Origin of the sequence: Brevibacillus nigriterrae (assembly GCF_049846925.1) — a bacterium.
Taxonomy (GTDB): Bacteria; Bacillota; Bacilli; order Brevibacillales; family Brevibacillaceae; genus Brevibacillus_H.
Map to the genome: position 1 here is coordinate 97,775 of NZ_JBNCMT010000007.1, position 16,725 is coordinate 114,499.

General features: G+C 45.4%; 17 protein-coding genes. 11 read left to right on the top strand and 6 right to left on the bottom strand.

Features of this window, described 5'->3' with window-relative positions; translation table 11 throughout:
* Positions 1-9: 9 nt before the first annotated feature.
* The 11 genes from ACPW7N_RS07265 (at position 10) to ACPW7N_RS07315 (ending at position 9,965) form a co-directional block, all read left to right on the top strand.
* Positions 10-2,133 carry a sensor domain-containing diguanylate cyclase gene (locus tag ACPW7N_RS07265; RefSeq protein WP_425650374.1) on the top strand — a complete coding sequence of 708 codons (2,124 nt, stop codon included), beginning with the start codon at positions 10-12 and terminating at the stop codon, positions 2,131-2,133.
* A 37-nt stretch (positions 2,134-2,170) separates the two neighbouring features.
* Positions 2,171-3,874, top strand: coding sequence for a methyl-accepting chemotaxis protein (locus tag ACPW7N_RS07270; RefSeq protein WP_425650375.1), 1,704 nt, complete (start codon positions 2,171-2,173; stop codon positions 3,872-3,874).
* A gap of 29 nt (positions 3,875-3,903) precedes the next feature.
* Positions 3,904-4,314 (top strand): STAS domain-containing protein, encoded by a 411-nt coding sequence (locus tag ACPW7N_RS07275; RefSeq protein WP_425650376.1) that lies wholly within the window; start codon positions 3,904-3,906, stop codon positions 4,312-4,314.
* A gap of 152 nt (positions 4,315-4,466) precedes the next feature.
* The gene (locus ACPW7N_RS07280; protein ID WP_425650377.1) at positions 4,467-4,982 is read left to right on the top strand and encodes a TlpA family protein disulfide reductase; all 516 of its coding nucleotides are present in this window, start codon (positions 4,467-4,469) and stop codon (positions 4,980-4,982) included.
* A 124-nt stretch (positions 4,983-5,106) separates the two neighbouring features.
* Positions 5,107-5,727, top strand: a complete 621-nt coding sequence (locus ACPW7N_RS07285) for an HD-GYP domain-containing protein (RefSeq protein ID WP_425650378.1) — start codon at positions 5,107-5,109, stop codon at positions 5,725-5,727.
* A gap of 15 nt (positions 5,728-5,742) precedes the next feature.
* Positions 5,743-6,009 (top strand): hypothetical protein, encoded by a 267-nt coding sequence (locus ACPW7N_RS07290; RefSeq protein WP_425650379.1) that lies wholly within the window; start codon positions 5,743-5,745, stop codon positions 6,007-6,009.
* Between the two features lie 112 nt (positions 6,010-6,121).
* Positions 6,122-6,439, top strand: coding sequence for a thioredoxin (gene trxA, locus ACPW7N_RS07295; protein ID WP_425650380.1), 318 nt, complete (start codon positions 6,122-6,124; stop codon positions 6,437-6,439).
* A gap of 138 nt (positions 6,440-6,577) precedes the next feature.
* Positions 6,578-7,129 (top strand): RNA polymerase sigma factor, encoded by a 552-nt coding sequence (locus tag ACPW7N_RS07300; RefSeq protein ID WP_425650381.1) that lies wholly within the window; start codon positions 6,578-6,580, stop codon positions 7,127-7,129.
* Between the two features lie 27 nt (positions 7,130-7,156).
* Positions 7,157-7,738: an ATP-dependent Clp endopeptidase proteolytic subunit ClpP gene (gene clpP / locus ACPW7N_RS07305; protein ID WP_425650382.1), complete on the top strand. Its 582-nt coding sequence runs from the start codon at positions 7,157-7,159 to the stop codon at positions 7,736-7,738.
* 88 nt (positions 7,739-7,826) lie between these two features.
* Positions 7,827-8,723: a LysR family transcriptional regulator gene (locus tag ACPW7N_RS07310; RefSeq protein WP_425650445.1), complete on the top strand. Its 897-nt coding sequence runs from the start codon at positions 7,827-7,829 to the stop codon at positions 8,721-8,723.
* 141 nt (positions 8,724-8,864) lie between these two features.
* A complete protein-coding gene (locus ACPW7N_RS07315) occupies positions 8,865-9,965 on the top strand; it encodes a citrate synthase (protein ID WP_425650383.1) in 1,101 nt (366 codons plus the stop codon).
* A 94-nt stretch (positions 9,966-10,059) separates the two neighbouring features.
* Here ACPW7N_RS07315 and ACPW7N_RS07320 read toward each other — a convergent pair whose 3' ends face one another.
* The 6 genes from ACPW7N_RS07320 to ACPW7N_RS07345 form a co-directional block, all read right to left on the bottom strand.
* Positions 10,060-10,896, bottom strand: coding sequence for a DUF2935 domain-containing protein (locus tag ACPW7N_RS07320; protein ID WP_425650384.1), 837 nt, complete (start codon positions 10,894-10,896; stop codon positions 10,060-10,062).
* Positions 10,897-10,953: 57 nt separating this feature from the next.
* Positions 10,954-12,240, bottom strand: coding sequence for a DUF4129 domain-containing protein (locus ACPW7N_RS07325; RefSeq protein WP_425650385.1), 1,287 nt, complete (start codon positions 12,238-12,240; stop codon positions 10,954-10,956).
* Positions 12,237-13,421 carry a DUF58 domain-containing protein gene (locus ACPW7N_RS07330; RefSeq protein ID WP_425650386.1) on the bottom strand — a complete coding sequence of 395 codons (1,185 nt, stop codon included), beginning with the start codon at positions 13,419-13,421 and terminating at the stop codon, positions 12,237-12,239. Before ACPW7N_RS07330 ends, ACPW7N_RS07325 begins: the two co-directional genes overlap by 4 nt.
* Complete coding sequence (locus tag ACPW7N_RS07335) at positions 13,422-14,363, bottom strand: AAA family ATPase (protein ID WP_425650387.1); 942 nt, start codon at positions 14,361-14,363, stop codon at positions 13,422-13,424. It lies immediately after the preceding gene.
* Between the two features lie 91 nt (positions 14,364-14,454).
* Positions 14,455-15,672 (bottom strand): MFS transporter, encoded by a 1,218-nt coding sequence (locus ACPW7N_RS07340; protein ID WP_425650388.1) that lies wholly within the window; start codon positions 15,670-15,672, stop codon positions 14,455-14,457.
* Positions 15,669-16,724 carry an ArsR/SmtB family transcription factor gene (locus ACPW7N_RS07345; RefSeq protein ID WP_425650389.1) on the bottom strand — a complete coding sequence of 352 codons (1,056 nt, stop codon included), beginning with the start codon at positions 16,722-16,724 and terminating at the stop codon, positions 15,669-15,671. The genes ACPW7N_RS07340 and ACPW7N_RS07345 overlap by 4 nt, the downstream gene beginning before the upstream one ends.
* Between the last annotated feature and the right edge of the window lies 1 nt (position 16,725).

Below are 16,725 nucleotides of genomic sequence, written 5' to 3' on the forward strand. Positions count from 1 at the left end.
GGAGTCTACATGATGATTAAGAAGATGTGCTGCTTCTGTTTTAAGACATCCATTTCCAGTATTGATGGAGATAGTCACTGGGACTGCCCCCATTGTGGCAAGGATATTACGGATCTCCCTTCTGTACCAGAGGAAGAATCATTTAGTGAAGAGTATGTCAAAACGATCCTGCAATATAAGGAAAAATCATATCAGGTAGACATCACCATTGAGCAAGCGCAATCAAATGTACTTCGGGCCGAAGCAGAAATCAAACGACTAAATTATCAAACCCAACTCATCCTTCAGGCTGCGGGGGAGGGAATATTTGGTCTTGACCCGAATGGGAATGTTACGTTTATCAATTCGGCTGCCCTGCAGATTCTTGGATTCGAACAAGATGAGTTGTTAGGACAAAATGTATACACAAAAATATGCCAATGCCACTTGATTGGTACCCCCAGTAAAATGGAGCAATGTCCGCTCTACCAGGCATCCCAGAGAAACATTCCGCAAACCCGTGGACAAGATGTCTTCTGGCGAAAAGACCGTACTACAATTCCGGTAGAATACGTAGTTACACCGATCCTTGAAAACGATTCCGTGATTGGAGCAGTATGTGTATTCAAAGATATTTCTGATCGCCTGCGGGTCGAAAAACAGATTCTTGAGGTGAAGGAACAACTGGAGTCCTTCATAAGTAATACGACAGATGCCATTCAAGTGCTCGATATGGAAGGAAAAGTTCTGTTAGTCAATACTGCCTATGAGTCTATTTTTGGCTGGAAGCGTGAGGAACTCAAGGGGATGCATACCCCTATTATCCCGCAACATTTGGATTATGAGTTCGAGGAAATACGGACGAAAGTAATTGCGGGTGAAAGACTGACAGATGTTGAAACGGTTCGACTGAACAAAGATGGCAGTTTGATTGATGTGAGTGTTACCATCTCTCCCATACGTGACAGTTTTGGAGCGGTTGTCGGGATTGCCAGTGTTATTCGGGACATTCGCGAGCGTAAGAGGATGGAAAAGGAATTACGTGAAAGCGGGCGGTTGCTGCAAGGTGTCGCTGAAGCATCAATTAATCTGTTGACGATGACAGAAGATTTTACAGAAACGATACAAAGAGTTCTCTCCATTCTGGGTTATAATGCAAGCGTTGACAGGGTTTATGTGTTTGAAAATCATCTGGAACCCTCATCTGGTGATATACTGGTTAGTCAGCGCTTCGAGTGGGTTAGAGATTCGATACAGCCACAAATGGGTAATTCCTCCCTGCAAAATATTTCTTATCACAAAATGGGCATCTCACGCTGGTATGAACAACTGTCAGCGGGACGCCCGATTGTTGGATTGGTTAAGGAATTGCCTGGTAATGAAAAAGATTTGCTCATATCACAAAACATCCTCTCCATTCTGGTAGTGCCAATTTTTGTCCGAGGCCAATTCTGGGGATTTATCGGCTTTGATGATTGTAAAAAAGAGCGGATTTGGAGCAAAAATGAAGAAGCTGGTCTAATTGCCGCTGCTGCCAGCATTGGAGGTGCCATTAATCGCAATAGACAGGAAGCGATGCTCAAACAGGACATCGAAGAAAGAATCAAAGTAGAGCAGGAGCTTGCGGCAGCAAACCAAAGCCTGCAGGAACTCTCGTCCATCGATGGGCTGACGGGAATCCCGAATCGGAGATACTTTGATGAGAATTATCAAAAAGAGTGGTATCGTTCCATTCGAAATCAGGCCCCACTGTCAGTCATACTAATCGATATCGACTATTTCAAGGAATACAATGACACCTATGGACACCAAAAAGGTGATGAGTGCCTCAAACAGGTAGCTAATATCATCGATAAAACCTTGCGCAGACCTGGTGACTTTGCTGCTCGATACGGTGGAGAAGAATTCATAGTAGTGCTGCCAGATACTGATTTGCGAGGTGCTGCGAAGATTGCCATCATGATTTGCAGTTTAATAGAAGCGGCAGCTATTCCTCATAGCCAATCACAGATCAGTTCATTCGTAACGATCAGTGGTGGAGTAGCCAGTGTAATTCCCGATCAAGAAACTTCACTCAAAAGTTTGATCGCAATCGCTGATAAACGGTTATATGAAGCAAAACAAAATGGACGTAATCAGATTGTGAGCACATAGGAAGTCAAACAAACTAGTAGATAAATGGGGGTTCGTGATGAGAATTGGCATTACCGGAAAAATAGCAATTATCGTTTTATCAATTGTTCTGGTAAGTATTGGGCTTGTCTCGGTGGTAAGCTACTTTACCAGTTACGAGCAAGTACGAAAAGCTGCAGGTATTGAATTGTACGGCTGCGCAAATATTACTACTGGTATTTTGACGCCTTCTGATATCGAAAAGCTTGCTAGTGGCGACAATTCTGTTCGTGAAAAGGTTGAAGGTGAGATTAGCTGGACCATCTCCAAGAAACCAATTTTCAAAAACCAGTATATCCTTTCGCTCGACGGCAAGGTTTTGGCTGCGGACAAGTCCTCACAAGAGCAAGGGATCAAGGCAGGAGACGCATATTTCATCGATCAGGCTGCCATAGATATGGTCAAAAGTATGAAACACCCGGAATTCTCTGAAGTGTATACATTCAATGGAGTAGAACGCTTTACAGGATATGCGCCAATTTACAAGGACCATGATGAAAGCAAAGAGATTATTGCACTGAATGCGATTGATTTTGATGCTAACATTCTGAATGATCGGACTTGGGAAATGATCAAGAATACAGTTATCATTGGCAGCATTCTGCCATTTGTGGCTGCTATTGTTACTTTCCTGATTGTACGAGCAACCATTAGCCCGATTAAACGAGTAATTTCCCAAGTCAATCTTGTTGCGAATGGTGATTTTACCGTTAGTACACTTGATGTGAAGAGCAAGGATGAGATTGGTGAATTGGCTGCCAACTTCAATAAGATGGTAACCAATTTACGAACGCTGGTTACCGAAGTAAAAGATACCTCGTCGCACCTTAATGAGAGCAGCCAGGCATTGCGTTCAGGTGCTAATCAGACAGGGGAATCTGCCGAACAAATTGCTTCTGCCATTCATCAGGTAGCAAGTGGTACCACACAGCAAGCAGATCAGGCAGGTACGGTCCTCGGACTGGTAGAGAATGCGAAGAAAGAGGTAACTAACGGAGACGAGCGAGCACAGATAACCGTTGAGATTGCAGTAAGTTCTTCCGAGGAAGCACGTCGTGGGGAAGAAGCGATCAATAAAGCCATTCATCATCTGAGTGCGGTAACGAATACGGTTCGCTTTGCTACGGACTCCATTCAGAAGTTGGGTAAACGTTCCGATGAAATTGGCGGTATTATTACCGTAATCACCAATATTTCCAATCAAACGAACTTGCTCGCATTGAATGCTGCCATTGAAGCGGCAAGAGCAGGAGAGCAAGGAAAAGGATTTGCCGTTGTAGCCGATGAGGTGCGAAAACTGGCAGAGCAATCTTCGCAGGCTGCACAGCAGATTACTGAATTGATTAAGGATATCCAGGCAGAGACATCTGTAACCGTTCGGACGATGGAAAGCAATCTGGAAGCAGTTGAGCAGCAAGTGGGGATTATCAAGCAAGGTGGAGACGCACTTTCCACAATCGTTCAACAAGTTGAAAGAACAGAAATCAGCGTGAAGGAAATGCAACAAGTATTTGATCAGGTTGCATCAATGATGGAAGGAATTGTTGGTGCTACTGAGATGATCGCATCGATTATTCAGGAGACGGCGGCATCTTCACAGGAAGTATCTGCATCAGCACACGAACAATCTGTAGCCGTTGACCGTATGGTAGGAAATTCGGAATCACTTGCACTCATGGCAAATCGCCTGCAAGAAGAAGTCAGCAAGTTTAAGGTTCAGTAAACGGTGGCAATCATGTGGAGGGGTAGGTTATGAGTGTTAATCCGTTACACAATTCATTTGGCAAGCAATCAGCATCTGTTCGGACACAGCGAGTAAAAGATCTGCAAAAGATTCTTTTTGAAGGTAAATTAATCTATGGCCAGACAGAAATTGTGAAGAAGCAAGTGCTGGAGATGCTTGAGAATGCGGCGGGTTATCTGTTTGATCTTCGTCAGTTGGAAACCATAGACAGTACGGGATTCGGAGTATTGATCAACATTGGCAAAAAACTGAAACAACAAAATCAAGATATGGTGATTATCGTTGAAGATGGATTCGTGAAAGAGTTGCTCTATATTGCCAAATTCAATCTGATCTTTCCCATTGCAGGCAGTGATGAGGAAGCATATGAAATGCTGCAACAAGATCACCCAACCTTGCTCGGTCTGGATGAATATTAAATGAATGGCGGAGAAGTTAGCCTTCTACAGGGCTGACTTTTTCGTTTTCATGTGCAAAACCGTAACAGGATGGTATATAGGAAACTCATGGCAGTACATGTTATGATAGGCCTACATACAAGTCATAATGTTTGGTTAGGAGGGTTCAACAGTTGAAACGGTTGATGACGTTTTTAGTTATTATTATCTTGGCAGGACTCGCTATATATAACAATGTGCAATCAAAAGGGTCGGCAGACCAGCTGCCCAAAGTTGGCTTCACAGCGCCCGAATTTACACTGAAAGGGATGGATCAACAAGCTGCATATAAAGTTGAGGGGAAACGGGAAAAGCCGTTACTGCTTAACTTTTGGGCTTCCTGGTGCGGACCATGCAAGCAGGAGGCACCTGATTTAGTGAGGCTTTACGAAAAGTATAAAGATCAAATTGATTTTTACGCAGTGAATATTACAGCCAATGACCAACCAGAACAGGCAGCAGAGTTTGTAAAAAAATACGGCTTACCATTTCCCATTTTAATGGATGAAACAGGCGAAGTTTCGACCCGATACGAGGTAGTCTCCATTCCCACAACGTATTTCATTGACAAAAATGGGATTATCCGTCAAAAGGTAATCGGTCTCGTCAAGCCAGAAGTGTTTGAAGAGTATCTCGAAGAGCTTCAATAAAGCACTGACAACTAAACGGGCAGGATCGTTTTGTGATACGAATCACCCAATACTTCCTTGTTTTTACGATATAGTGAACAAAGAATACACTTTACTGATCGGTGCCTTATTGGAGGTTGGGATTGTGAAATCGGCCATTAAAAATATGGAGCTTTGCTTCCTGATGAAACGGCTCATGCTAAAGGATAGCGTAACGTTTATACACTCATATCGTGTCAGTGAAATTGCGCTGTCATTTGTTCATGAGCTGGGCTTTTCAGAAAGCGAAAGGAAGACCATTCATGTGGGCGGGTTATTGCATGATATTGGCAAGCTAAAGATTGAAGAGGGGATCCTGAATAAAAAAGAACGGTTAACCGAACAGGAATTCCGGACGATACAAAAACACCCCGTCTATGGAGAAGCGATATTGAAGAAGTACGTCTTTACGGATGAAATCTTGATGGCAAAACATCACCACGAACGATGGGATGGTCGTGGGTATCCTGATGGCTTGCAGGGTGAAGAAATTCCTACCTTTGCCAGAGTGTTGGCATTAGCCGATTCGTTGGAGGCGATGACCGGAATCCGACCGTATCGGCGCTCACTAAACTGGGATGAAGCATATGAAGAAATTGCTCAAGGACAGGGCACCCAGTTTGATCCGGAATTGACAGAGCAATTCTTGGGTTGGATGAAAAAGACCAACGTATCTGTGAAAGAAGATGTGGAGCAGCTCTATCGACAGATTGTTCAGGCTATATGATTGGACGGAGATGCGATGATGACTGTTGAAGCCATACAGAAATACAAACAGCGACAAGTGGTTCTCAATTTTTATGAGGACGAAGCTTTAGCCAATCGAGAGGGCTTCCCCTTTGACTATATCGTGGTAACAGAAAGCAGTGTACAGTTTTTCCGGGGAGATCAGTGTCGATATGCCATCGATCGGGAGGTGTATCCTGCCTTTCACGTGTTGCCAGATTTTAAAAACTATTTTTCTCTTACGAACGATCAATCACGAATTGAAATCTATTTTCCTGAATAAAGGGCGCCGATGTTTTCCGTCGGTGCCTTTTTCTACTATATATTAGGTATTTGCCTATAACCATTTTCTCTTTGAGCGATATGTTAATAAAGAAGAGGTGGGAGGGATAGAGATGAGCGTCATTCATGTGACCGATCAGGATATTCAAGCGATGATTATGGCACAGCGGATTGTTCTGGTTGACTTTTACGCACCGTGGTGTGGACCTTGCAGAATGTTAGGCCCCGTTTTGGATGAAGTCGATCGGGAGCTTTACGGAAGTGCCGCCATTGCCAAAATAAATGTAGACAAAAATGATAAATCCGTCAGGCGTTATGGAATTATGAGTGTACCGACAATGAAAATTTTTAAAGATGGCTATGAAATCATGACACTGGTTGGGTTAAGGACAAAACAGGATATTATCCGTGCCATAGAATCAGTTATGTAAAGGTGGAAGCGGGCGCATCGGCGCTCTATTTTTTTTGTCGTCAATACGATAAACTAAAATTCCCCCCCAAAAAATAAGTTCCAAAAAACTATTTGCCTCCGTAATGCATCTAATTGTTGAAAGGAGGAGAATGGCTGTATGCGGGATCAAATCACCGAAGAATTGCTTTCGCTAAGGGAACGTGCCTACCGTATTGCCTATTCCTATTTACACCATGAACAAGATAGTCTTGATGCCGTCTGTGACGCATTCGAAAAGGCGTTAAAGCATGTTGATACGCTGAAAGAACCGGAGTATTTGCAAACATGGTTCATGCGAATTGTCATTAACCAATGCAAAATGATGAGGCGAAAAGCAAAAGTCCTGCCGCTTTTCCAGGATGTTGCCGAGGTAGAAGTGGAAGATGAGCCTCAGACCGACGACATACTCGATTTGGAGGATGAGCTGAATCAGCTTTCTCCAACCGATCGCAAGTTGATTTTTCTAAAGTTCTATATGGGCTATACACTCGATGAGATTTCTCAAGTGACACAACTCCCCATTGGAACAGTCAAAACCAAAATTTATCGCAACCTTCGTGATTTGCGACATAAGCTGGATCCGACATATGAACCGACGTATCGGAATCACACCGTTCCATTCAAGCGTCCTGTGAACAGAGCCCTCACACCGATGGGTCTAGCTGCTTAATTAAGCACAATTTTTGGGGGGATAACAATGAATTTCGTGCCAGTCGTGGTAGAACAGACGAGTCGTGGAGAGAGATCCTACGATATTTATTCCCGATTGTTAAAAGATCGGATTATTTTTATCGGTTCAGCAATCGATGATCATGTCGCCAATTTGGCTGTCGCTCAGTTGCTCTTTTTGGCGTCAGAGGACCCTGATAAAGACATTCACCTGTATATCAATTCTCCAGGAGGATCAGTGACTGCTGGCCTGGCGATTATGGATACGATGCAATTTATCAAGCCGGATGTTTCGACGATCTGCATCGGGATGGCAGCTTCGATGGGAGCAATGCTTCTTGTTGCCGGAGCCAAAGGCAAGCGGTATGCGCTGCCCAACTCGGAGGTCATGATTCACCAGCCGCATGGAGGAAGCAGAGGGCAGGCATCCGATATCAAAATTCAGGCAGAGCAAATCCTGAAGTACCGGGCCTTGTTAAACGGGATTATTGCCGAGCGGTCAGGCCAACCACTGGAGAAGGTGGAAAGGGATTCGGATCGAGATTACTTCTTGTCGGCTTTCGAAGCCAAAGAGTACGGTTTGATCGATGCAGTGATTGAGAAACTATAGGAATTCCATGTATGATAGGTAGTAAGTAAAGGACTCTCCTCAGAAAAGCGGAGGGTCTTATTTTGTATAACGCAGTGGGGTGAGATCAATCGACCTAAAATTTTTGCAAACATTTATTGTGGCAGCCACAGTGGAGAATTTTCATCAGACAGCAGAAATGTTGTTTATTGCTCAGCCAACAGTAACACAGCATATTCGCACATTAGAAAAAGAATTGGGAATCAAGCTGTTTGAAAGGGTCGGCAAGCGCGTAAAGCTCACGCCTGCGGGGAGAAGGTACTTGCCGCAAGCCAAAGCGTTGATCGAGGAATGGCAAAAGGGCATGGAAGATTTGCAAGCCTGGCGTCAAGGGTATCACGAGTGTCTTCAGTTGGCGGTTTCTCCCATCATTGCCCGAACATCGTTACCTCACCTCATTCATCGGTTCACAAGGAAATACCCAGAGGTAGACGTTTCAATTCGCATTGCGGAGTCGGAGGATATTGGCCCGATGGTTCAAAACGGTAAGGCGGATATTGGCTTGTCCCGCTTGATCCCCGGAGAATTCCAGTTGGACACGTATTTGATTACAGAGGACCCGGTCGTTTTGGCAGTTCCGCTTAATGGCGGTGATATGGAGGGGCCAATACCTGATTGGGAGGAGGAACTGCAGTCCAAACGGCTTCTGACCTACAACCACCCCGGCTATTGGGATGAATTGTTGTTGTCATTGCGTCAACGAGGTTTATCCATTCGTACCATGGTTGTTTCTGAAGTAGACATCACCAAGAAATTCATCGAAGAAGGGCTAGGGGTTTCATTTCTGCCACGCTCATCTGTCAGTCGTGAACTGTTTGAAAATCGCTTCATCGAGATTGCAACACCTGGTCTAATTTTGCCGATTGCCGCATCTTATCTTGTATTACCGAAAATTGCTCCTAGCGAGTCGGCTAAACGAATGGCAGAGATCTTGTCCGAGCTGCATCCACCACTTCCTCTTGTATAATTGATTACGTTTTGTAATCAAAACACGGCGATTATTCTATTTCTGCTTTCGATGCTTGATTGGTATACTCAAGATATCAGAATAGTAAGTGTGGCAAAAAAATTACAATATGTAAACTAAAGATAAAGGGGTCGGGTGGAGATGAAAGAAGCTGTTGTTGCAATTGGCTTGGACGGTATTGTGGTTGCTCAAACGGATTTGAGTCTGGTTGATGGACTGAATGGTCATCTGGTATACCGAAACTATTGGGCTCGTGATTTAGCGATTTCACATACGTTTGAAGAAGTGGCGCACCTTTTATGGTACGGGCATTTGCCAAATGAGCAAGAGCTTGCTTCGCTCAAAGCGTCTTTCGTTACAAACCGGGAATTGCCTGACTATGTGAAAACGGCCATTGATGGAATTCCATCTGATGTTGATATGATGAGTGTCCTTCGTACAGGGGTTTCCCTTTTGGGACGAGGTGAGGCAAGCTGGCCGCCATCGTTGGAGCAAGTGATAGCGGTAACTGCCAAATTCCCAACGATTATCGCCCACAGGCAAGCACGCCTAGATGGAAGAGAGCCGTTAGCGCCTCGTGCTGATCTCGATCACACGGCAAACTACTTATATATGTTGACAGGGGATGAGCCAAATGCTGGACATGTCCGTGCGCTTGATGCATACCTGATTCTTACACAGGAACACGGCATGAATGCTTCCACATTTGCTGCCCGTGTCGTCACATCTACCCAGTCTGATTTGTACTCGGCGCTAACAGCAGCGGTGGGTACGTTAAAAGGGCCACTCCATGGAGGCGCTCCGTCAGAAGTCACCCAAATGATTGAAGAGATCGGAACGAAAGAGAATGCAGAGCCTTGGTTGCGTGATGCTTTGGAAAATGGAAAGCGCATCATGGGATTCGGCCACCGCATTTACAAGACAACTGATCCACGAGCTACTGCATTACGGGTAGTGGCATCAGACCTGTCAAAAGAGGACCCATGGTTTGATCTGGCCAATCATGTCGAACAAGTAGCATTGAAGCTCTTGGAAGAGTACAAACCGGGTCGCAAGCTGAATACCAATGTTGAATTTTTTGCGGCTGCAGTGATGAGAGCGATTGGCTTGTCAGATGAACTGTTTACACCAACCTTTGCTGTAAGTCGGGCTGTCGGATGGTGTGCTCATGTGATGGAGCAGTCCAGCAACAATCGAATTATTCGCCCAGGTTCCATCTATACAGGGAAAATGCCGGAATAAGGGAAGGTTAATCCTTTCCCGGAAATGATAAGAAGCCATCGTGTGAAAACGATGGCTTTTCGTATTTACAAGGTTTTGAGGATTGGTAATTCTATCACTCCACACGTGGTTTCGCCGGGTCACAGGCAGGAAGAGGACGGTGAGTGGATTGCGCAAGCTTATACAGGTAATAACATTCTTCACGTGCCATATGGTCAGGCATCAAGGGAGACAACGTCCCCAACATGCGTTCATCCAGCTCCAGGTTTTCTATCTCATTCAGGAATTCGGTGAACAGGTGCAATTCCAGCTCCACCTCTTTGGTGAACTGGGTGAGAGCAGGAAAATCAGAAAGAGTTGTTCGGAGATATCCCGCCAGCTCTACGGCTTTTAAGTAGAAGTCGTCAAATTGTTTGCTGAATTCACGGCTTTTCTTTTTCCAACGTCTCTCCACCTGATCCAATTTATCAGCAATGGAACCTGCATGTCCGGAAGCATCCGGCAGCCAGACAAGATGATAATGAAGTGGATGACACTCTTCTGGAATTGCACCAACCACTAAAAATCCGAGCACACGCTGATACTCTTCCACCTCGTTCACCATATGGTTAATAAAAGTAGGGGGCAAGTTTATATCGATTTTGCCAAGAAGCAGTTGCTGTAATAAATGAAGCTTGAATTTGCGGAGACCAGCAGCGTAATGAACAGCCTGTGTGGTTAACAGGGCAATTCCAGGTTCCTCCAGGTCCTGACGAGCTTGCTCCAATAACTGGTCAAAGACAATCTTAAATTGCTCGGCCTGCTTGATCTCATCTGCTTCTGTAGGTGAGAGGCTCAATAAGATAAAACGGCTATGATCGCCGAGAATCTGCAACCAAAAACGATGCTCAAACAAGGCAACGGACGCAAAGTCTGTTTTGTACAAGAAATAACCCTCCTTTACACACCACATCAATATGTGTGGATGCCCAGGAGGGTGCCTGTTTTATCTTGTGTCGGGTGAGGTTTCTTACCGACGAATCTGCTCCACCGTTGCCGCAAATTGCTTGATTTCATCCGCAGACAAATTCTTCGCATCATAGCGATGACGCTCATAATAGGCAGTAATTCTGTTGGCAAGCCCCAATTTATCCTGGTCAGCTAATACCAAACGAATTCTTCCCAAGAACTCGGTCGGGGTCTCATCCTGACGAATGCTTATCCCATGGGAAGCCATGTAGTGCAAGAATTCGTTGTATTTCACCCGGACGATGTCATCCTGAGGTGTTCTCCAGCGTTGAAGCCAGGATTGAAGCTGCTCGCGAATGGAGGGACTGGTTGAAGGGGTTGGATCAAGCGAGCGAACCTTATTCTTCGACAGGAGAACCTGCTCTTGTTCGCCAGTTTTGCGATAACGCTGTTTCCATATTGAGTACCCTACGATTAAAATGACAAGAGCAATAGTGATTCCGATGAGATACGGCTCCAGTTGATCGATCAGTGATGGACCTTGATGGACTGTGCCTTCATCTTCGGGTCGATTGGCTGGAGGGCCCAGATACCTGTCTACGATCACTTTTATTTTTTTATTGTCGTTGATCAGACTTGAAAGCCATGCAATGATGGAGGTTAAAATAGGTCCCATCACATAGATGAAGGCAGTTGTTAACGGTCCCTTGATGACTTGCCACATGCCCCAAAGAAGGAATAAAACAAATCCAAACGAGATGAGATAACCGGATACAAACAAAATTTGACTGGAAGCAACCTGAATGAAAAATTGTCGGAACACCTCGGCGGAGAATTGTTCCTGCCCGAACTTGCTTCTGGTCACGTGCTCCCCCCACCGGATGAGAAGGTACCAAACCGTTGAGACTGCCAACAACCAAAAGATTGGTGTGACTTCTACACTGATGAATATGTAGTAGACTAAGGCAGCAATCAACGTCAGGGTAGAGTAAGTATAGCGATTCATGTAGTTCTGATCGCCGAATTGATTGGATACAGCCAGATGAATCCGCCAATAATACGCTGCTGCAAGCAATGCGGCGAGGAAGAGTCCTACGATTTGATAGCTGACAAAGAAAACGATACCGATCAGGGGATATAGCATGACATAATACACCATGCTGCCATTTCCGCCTTGATATAACCAGCAACCAAGTGTTGTGAGGAAAATTCCTGCTAAGGGAGCCCCCAGCAAATACGGGACGGATATCGGCAGATAACCAAACAGGGCAAGGATTGCAACAGCCAGGAAAACCTCCAGTGACAGTATCATCATTGAACGAAGCTGTGTCAATGACTTACTCTTCATGAGCTGATCCCCCCTATAACCGAAACGGCACGTGCCATTTGATAGGATACAGTTTCCTGCGAAGAGTCAAGAATGATCACTTCATGACCAATGCGTACCAGCCTGCCCACAGCCTGCTGCAATTTTTCATCAAGACGGGGAGTAATGAGCAGGATCGTCTCACGAGATGTACTTGATTCCAAACGACGCAAGATGGATAGGGGTGTGGTTGGTACAAAATGATGCAGTCGGGAAAGGTGTGACATGATTTGGACATGGTGCTGCTTGCCGCTTCCTTTGGGATAACGATAAAATTCGTGTCCACGAACCCGCACGCTTAACAACAGCTCATAGGAAATGTTGTTGCGCCTGCATTGGGTTGCCACCGAAGCGATGAGCGAGATGGTGCGTTCGTTGAGCTCATCATTGTAGTTTTGGAGACGAGCTTCAAAGCTGGGAAGAATATGCCCGACCACTTTCCATTCAGCGTGCGCAGTGTATTCGAATTGTCTGGTTTGCAGAGAGAGAGTTTTGGCGCTTGTCTTCCAATCGATGTGCTTGATGCGATCACCTGCCGCATACGGTCTGATTCCACGCATAAAGGTAGGATCTGTTTGCAATCGCTGTTTGGACAGCTTGCTGCCGATTGGCTGTGTAGTTCCCATTGTTAAAAGAGGAACGGGTACTACTTCGGGATACACCAGCAGAGAAAAAGTAACAGGCATCTCAAATTGTGAGACAAACATGGCAAAAGGTCCAGAGCACTCCGTCTGTACTTCCGTCATCCAGACCATCCCCCTTTTCGTAGGGGTAATCGTGATGGTTCTCTCCACCTGAGATTTCCTCGGAATGTTCATCCACAGTTTTACCATGTGACGTTTATTAACAACGGTGAGCTCGTCAGCATCCACAACTAGTACATGCTCCGGCAAAACAAGCTGAAGTGAAGAAAGTGGAAGAGGAAGCCAGGAGTGATTACGAACTGTGATTTGCAAGGGCAATGCAGTGTGTGGCATTACTCTGGTTGAATCTGTGTGCAGGGAAACTTTTACGAGACGATGGATGTTGCGGTTCCACCAGCGATTCAGTCCCATGAGGAAGAAGAAAAATCCACCGAAAAACCATAGAAACCAGCTTCCAGATAACAATGCAAAAAAGAGGAAAAGGGTTCCAATCAATTGCAATGATTGGTGCGTGTTCATCTAACGAGCTCCTTCTTCCACCGGAGTCGGCACGGACTGGAGAATTTCTTGTACGATTTCGCTCTCGGTGACATGAAGCTCTGCTTCCATCGTAAGGACAATTCGGTGAGTGAACAGCGCAGGTACAACCTTTTTGACATCGTCAGGAAGTACAAAGTTGCGTCCTTCTACATACGCATATGCCTGTGAAGCTCGTACCAAAGCCAACATGGCTCTTGGGCTGATCCCGATTTCGATGGACTTATGCTGACGCGATGCTTCTGTTAAATCAAGTATGTAATCTTCAATCGCAGTGCTTACATGGATTCCTTGCACTTCTTTTTGCAAAGCGGCAATTTCTTCGACAGAGAGTACGGACTCAACTGGAGCTACTGTCTCCTCCACCCGGAAGCGGCGCAAGATTTCTCTCGAATCTTCCCGATTTCCGTAGCCCATTGAGATTTTGAACAGGAAGCGGTCCAGTTGCGCCTCTGGCAGTGGATAGGTTCCTTCTGATTCAATTGGATTTTGTGTAGCCATTACGAAGAAAGTAGGAGACAACGGCAAAGTGATCCCTTCGATGGTTGCCTGACGTTCTTCCATACATTCAAGCAGTCCGGACTGGGTGCGTGGGGTAGCACGATTGATCTCATCGGCGAGAAGCACATCAGCAAAAACAGGCCCACGGCGCAATTCGAATTCTCCATTCTTCGGGTTAAAATAATGCATACCGACAACATCAGATGGAAGCAAATCCGAAGTAAACTGAAGGCGGTTGAAGCTGCCACCGATTGTTTTGGCAAGTGTCTTGGCAAGCACAGTTTTACCCATTCCTGGCAGGTCTTCTAGAAGAACATGTCCTTTGGCAAGCAATGCAGTGACAAGCAGTTTTACTTGCTCATCTTTGCCAACAATCACTTGGTTAATTGTTTCCACGAGTGAATTTAATTTTTGCTGGGACATAGAGTCCTCCTTTATCTAGAAAATAAGTAATATTCATTATAAACAAATAATTCCATTTGGGTAAAGAAATTCTTGCCGATTAATTGACTTTTCATTGTTCACGCAAAAACCGAAAAAACGGCAATGTCAGCCCCAATATTCCCAACAGACAGATAATCCCTCCAATGAGGGCAAAAAGCGGGCGAATGCCCCATATTTCTGCGAATACCCCTCCAACAACAACCCCAAGTGGCATTGTGCAACGAATGATAAACAGCCGAACAGAGAGAATTCGTCCCAGCAGGTGTTTCGGTACAGTTATTTGAAACAGGCTTGTACTATGGACATGGAAAAAGGGTGCTGCAAGTCCAGCTACGATTTCAATCAAGATTGCCAGCCATAAATGTTGAACAAGGCCGAGTGCTACAAAAGTCGTTCCTCCGAACAGAAAGGAACCCAACATCAGCCTGCTGGTACGGTTTGTCTTGCGAAACCGGCTGAACAGCAGGGTACCAATAAAGTATCCAAACGGATAACCAGCGATAAACAGTCCGTAACTGAAGGAATCTCCGCCTAACACTGAGACAATATAGGGCAAATGAATCGCCATCGTCACACCAACACCGAATTGAATGGATGCAATAAAAACTCCGAGCCAGAAAAGCTCTCGCTGCCCGAAAAAATACCGATAGCCTAGGATGAATTGACTCCACCAGCTTTCTTTTGACACTTGATCCCTGCTATCTGCCAAGGGAAGCCGGGTAAGCAGCAAGGAACTGATCGTATACGTACTGACGACTGCCACCAATGCAGTAAGAATGCCGCCGGAGGCAACAAGCAAACCTCCAACGGGTGGCCCCAAAAACATCATCAAGCGAGACGTGCCATCCATATAGGCATTAGCTTGTGGAAGCTGTTCCTTTGACACAATCATCGGAAGGGCAGCCAGGCTGGAGGGCATGTACAAAGGCTGAATCATGCCATTGATGCAGGATGCGAGGTACAGCTCCCACGCTGTAACCTGAGAGGTGATCGTTAATAACAGAAGAACCAAAAACAGCAAGGCTCGTGACATCTGGGAGAAGACCAGAATTTTTTTGCGATCCCACCGATCAAGATAAGGTCCAGCCACGATCTGGACGAATAAGGAAGGCAGGAGATAAGAGAGCCAGATGCCACTCATTGCTGCTTCAGACTGGGTAAGATCGTAGATGAGCCAAGTGATTGCCATCGTTCCGACACTGGAGCTAATCGTAGAAACCGTCTCACCCGACCATAACCAGATAAACCCGGGGTTTTGCAGGATGGTATCTTTGCGAATGCCGCTCATAGTACGTTCTCTTGATCGAGGAAGTGAGTCAGCTCATGGCCCATGAGGGAAAGAGAAGAGCGATTCAGCCTGTAACTGTTTCCTTTTCCTTCTACTATATAGGCAGATTTCAGCATGGTGAGATGATGATGGATCGTAGACTTGGCACTGTCTACGAGATCAGTTAGTTCATTCAGCGTACGATCTTTTTCGTATAGCAGTTTGATCAGCCGCAATCGGGTCTCGTCTCCCAAGGCTTTGTAGCGTTGGACCAGAGTGAGCGGAGGGTGGTAAGGATCTTGATGTACATCAAGGCTTTCATCCGAGATGGGATAGTAAAGGATCTTGGTTCCTTCCATTTCCGCCTGGATTGTCCAGGGGCGGTAAATATAATGGGGGATGAGTAAAACTCTGGTGACAGTTGGCTCTGGAAGATAGACGAAACCACCCGTTGCCCAGGTGACGAATTCCTCTGGGGACAGGCTGTTCAGCATCCGTTGTTTTTGATCAAGGTCTCGTTTTAGCATCCCATGAATGATTGCTTCCTGTGCGGAAAGGAACTCGTTGTACCATCCGCTGATCAGATTGATTAAATGGGTACGTAGCAAATTAGCATCCACTTGAGAGACGTATGGAATATAATCAGCAAAAAATTTGTGATCTCGACAATGCTCGGTCATTACTCCGATTGCTTCTGAATCTCCTTCTGAAGCTTTTTGTCGAATTTCTTGGAAGGCTGTGCCAATGTAAGGAAGTGCGTAATATCGGAGCTGTTGTTCGGAAAGAGATTGAATGTATGTGACAAAGGAATGGATGTCTGCAAAATTGCCCTGATGCAAAAACTGTAACAAGGTCTTCCACGTGTTGTGACGTTGACACGTATCTAGTTCGGACCGCAACTCTTCGGACAAACCTGCCAGAATCTCTTCCCAGTACAGCGTTGTTTTACCCAAAGTAGGATGAATATCAGGATAAGTAATGGCAGCAATGCCCAATGCACTTTCGAATAGCAAGGAATGAGTCAATTGAATATGGTATGTAGATCGACCGTGAGTAATGTCCAGGATGTTCATG

Coding starts and splice junctions, on each gene's coding strand:
- clpP (WP_425650382.1), top strand. CDS start 7,157: ATGAATTTCGTGCCAGTCGTGGTAGAACAGACGAGTCGTGGAGAGAGA.
- ACPW7N_RS07270 (WP_425650375.1), top strand. CDS start 2,171: ATGAGAATTGGCATTACCGGAAAAATAGCAATTATCGTTTTATCAATT.
- ACPW7N_RS07325 (WP_425650385.1), bottom strand. CDS start 12,240: ATGAAGAGTAAGTCATTGACACAGCTTCGTTCAATGATGATACTGTCA.
- ACPW7N_RS07320 (WP_425650384.1), bottom strand. CDS start 10,896: ATGTGGTGTGTAAAGGAGGGTTATTTCTTGTACAAAACAGACTTTGCG.
- ACPW7N_RS07330 (WP_425650386.1), bottom strand. CDS start 13,421: ATGAACACGCACCAATCATTGCAATTGATTGGAACCCTTTTCCTCTTT.
- ACPW7N_RS07315 (WP_425650383.1), top strand. CDS start 8,865: ATGAAAGAAGCTGTTGTTGCAATTGGCTTGGACGGTATTGTGGTTGCT.
- trxA (WP_425650380.1), top strand. CDS start 6,122: ATGAGCGTCATTCATGTGACCGATCAGGATATTCAAGCGATGATTATG.
- ACPW7N_RS07290 (WP_425650379.1), top strand. CDS start 5,743: ATGATGACTGTTGAAGCCATACAGAAATACAAACAGCGACAAGTGGTT.
- ACPW7N_RS07265 (WP_425650374.1), top strand. CDS start 10: ATGATGATTAAGAAGATGTGCTGCTTCTGTTTTAAGACATCCATTTCC.
- ACPW7N_RS07275 (WP_425650376.1), top strand. CDS start 3,904: ATGAGTGTTAATCCGTTACACAATTCATTTGGCAAGCAATCAGCATCT.
- ACPW7N_RS07340 (WP_425650388.1), bottom strand. CDS start 15,672: ATGAGCGGCATTCGCAAAGATACCATCCTGCAAAACCCCGGGTTTATC.
- ACPW7N_RS07345 (WP_425650389.1), bottom strand. CDS start 16,724: ATGAACATCCTGGACATTACTCACGGTCGATCTACATACCATATTCAA.
- ACPW7N_RS07300 (WP_425650381.1), top strand. CDS start 6,578: ATGCGGGATCAAATCACCGAAGAATTGCTTTCGCTAAGGGAACGTGCC.
- ACPW7N_RS07335 (WP_425650387.1), bottom strand. CDS start 14,363: ATGTCCCAGCAAAAATTAAATTCACTCGTGGAAACAATTAACCAAGTG.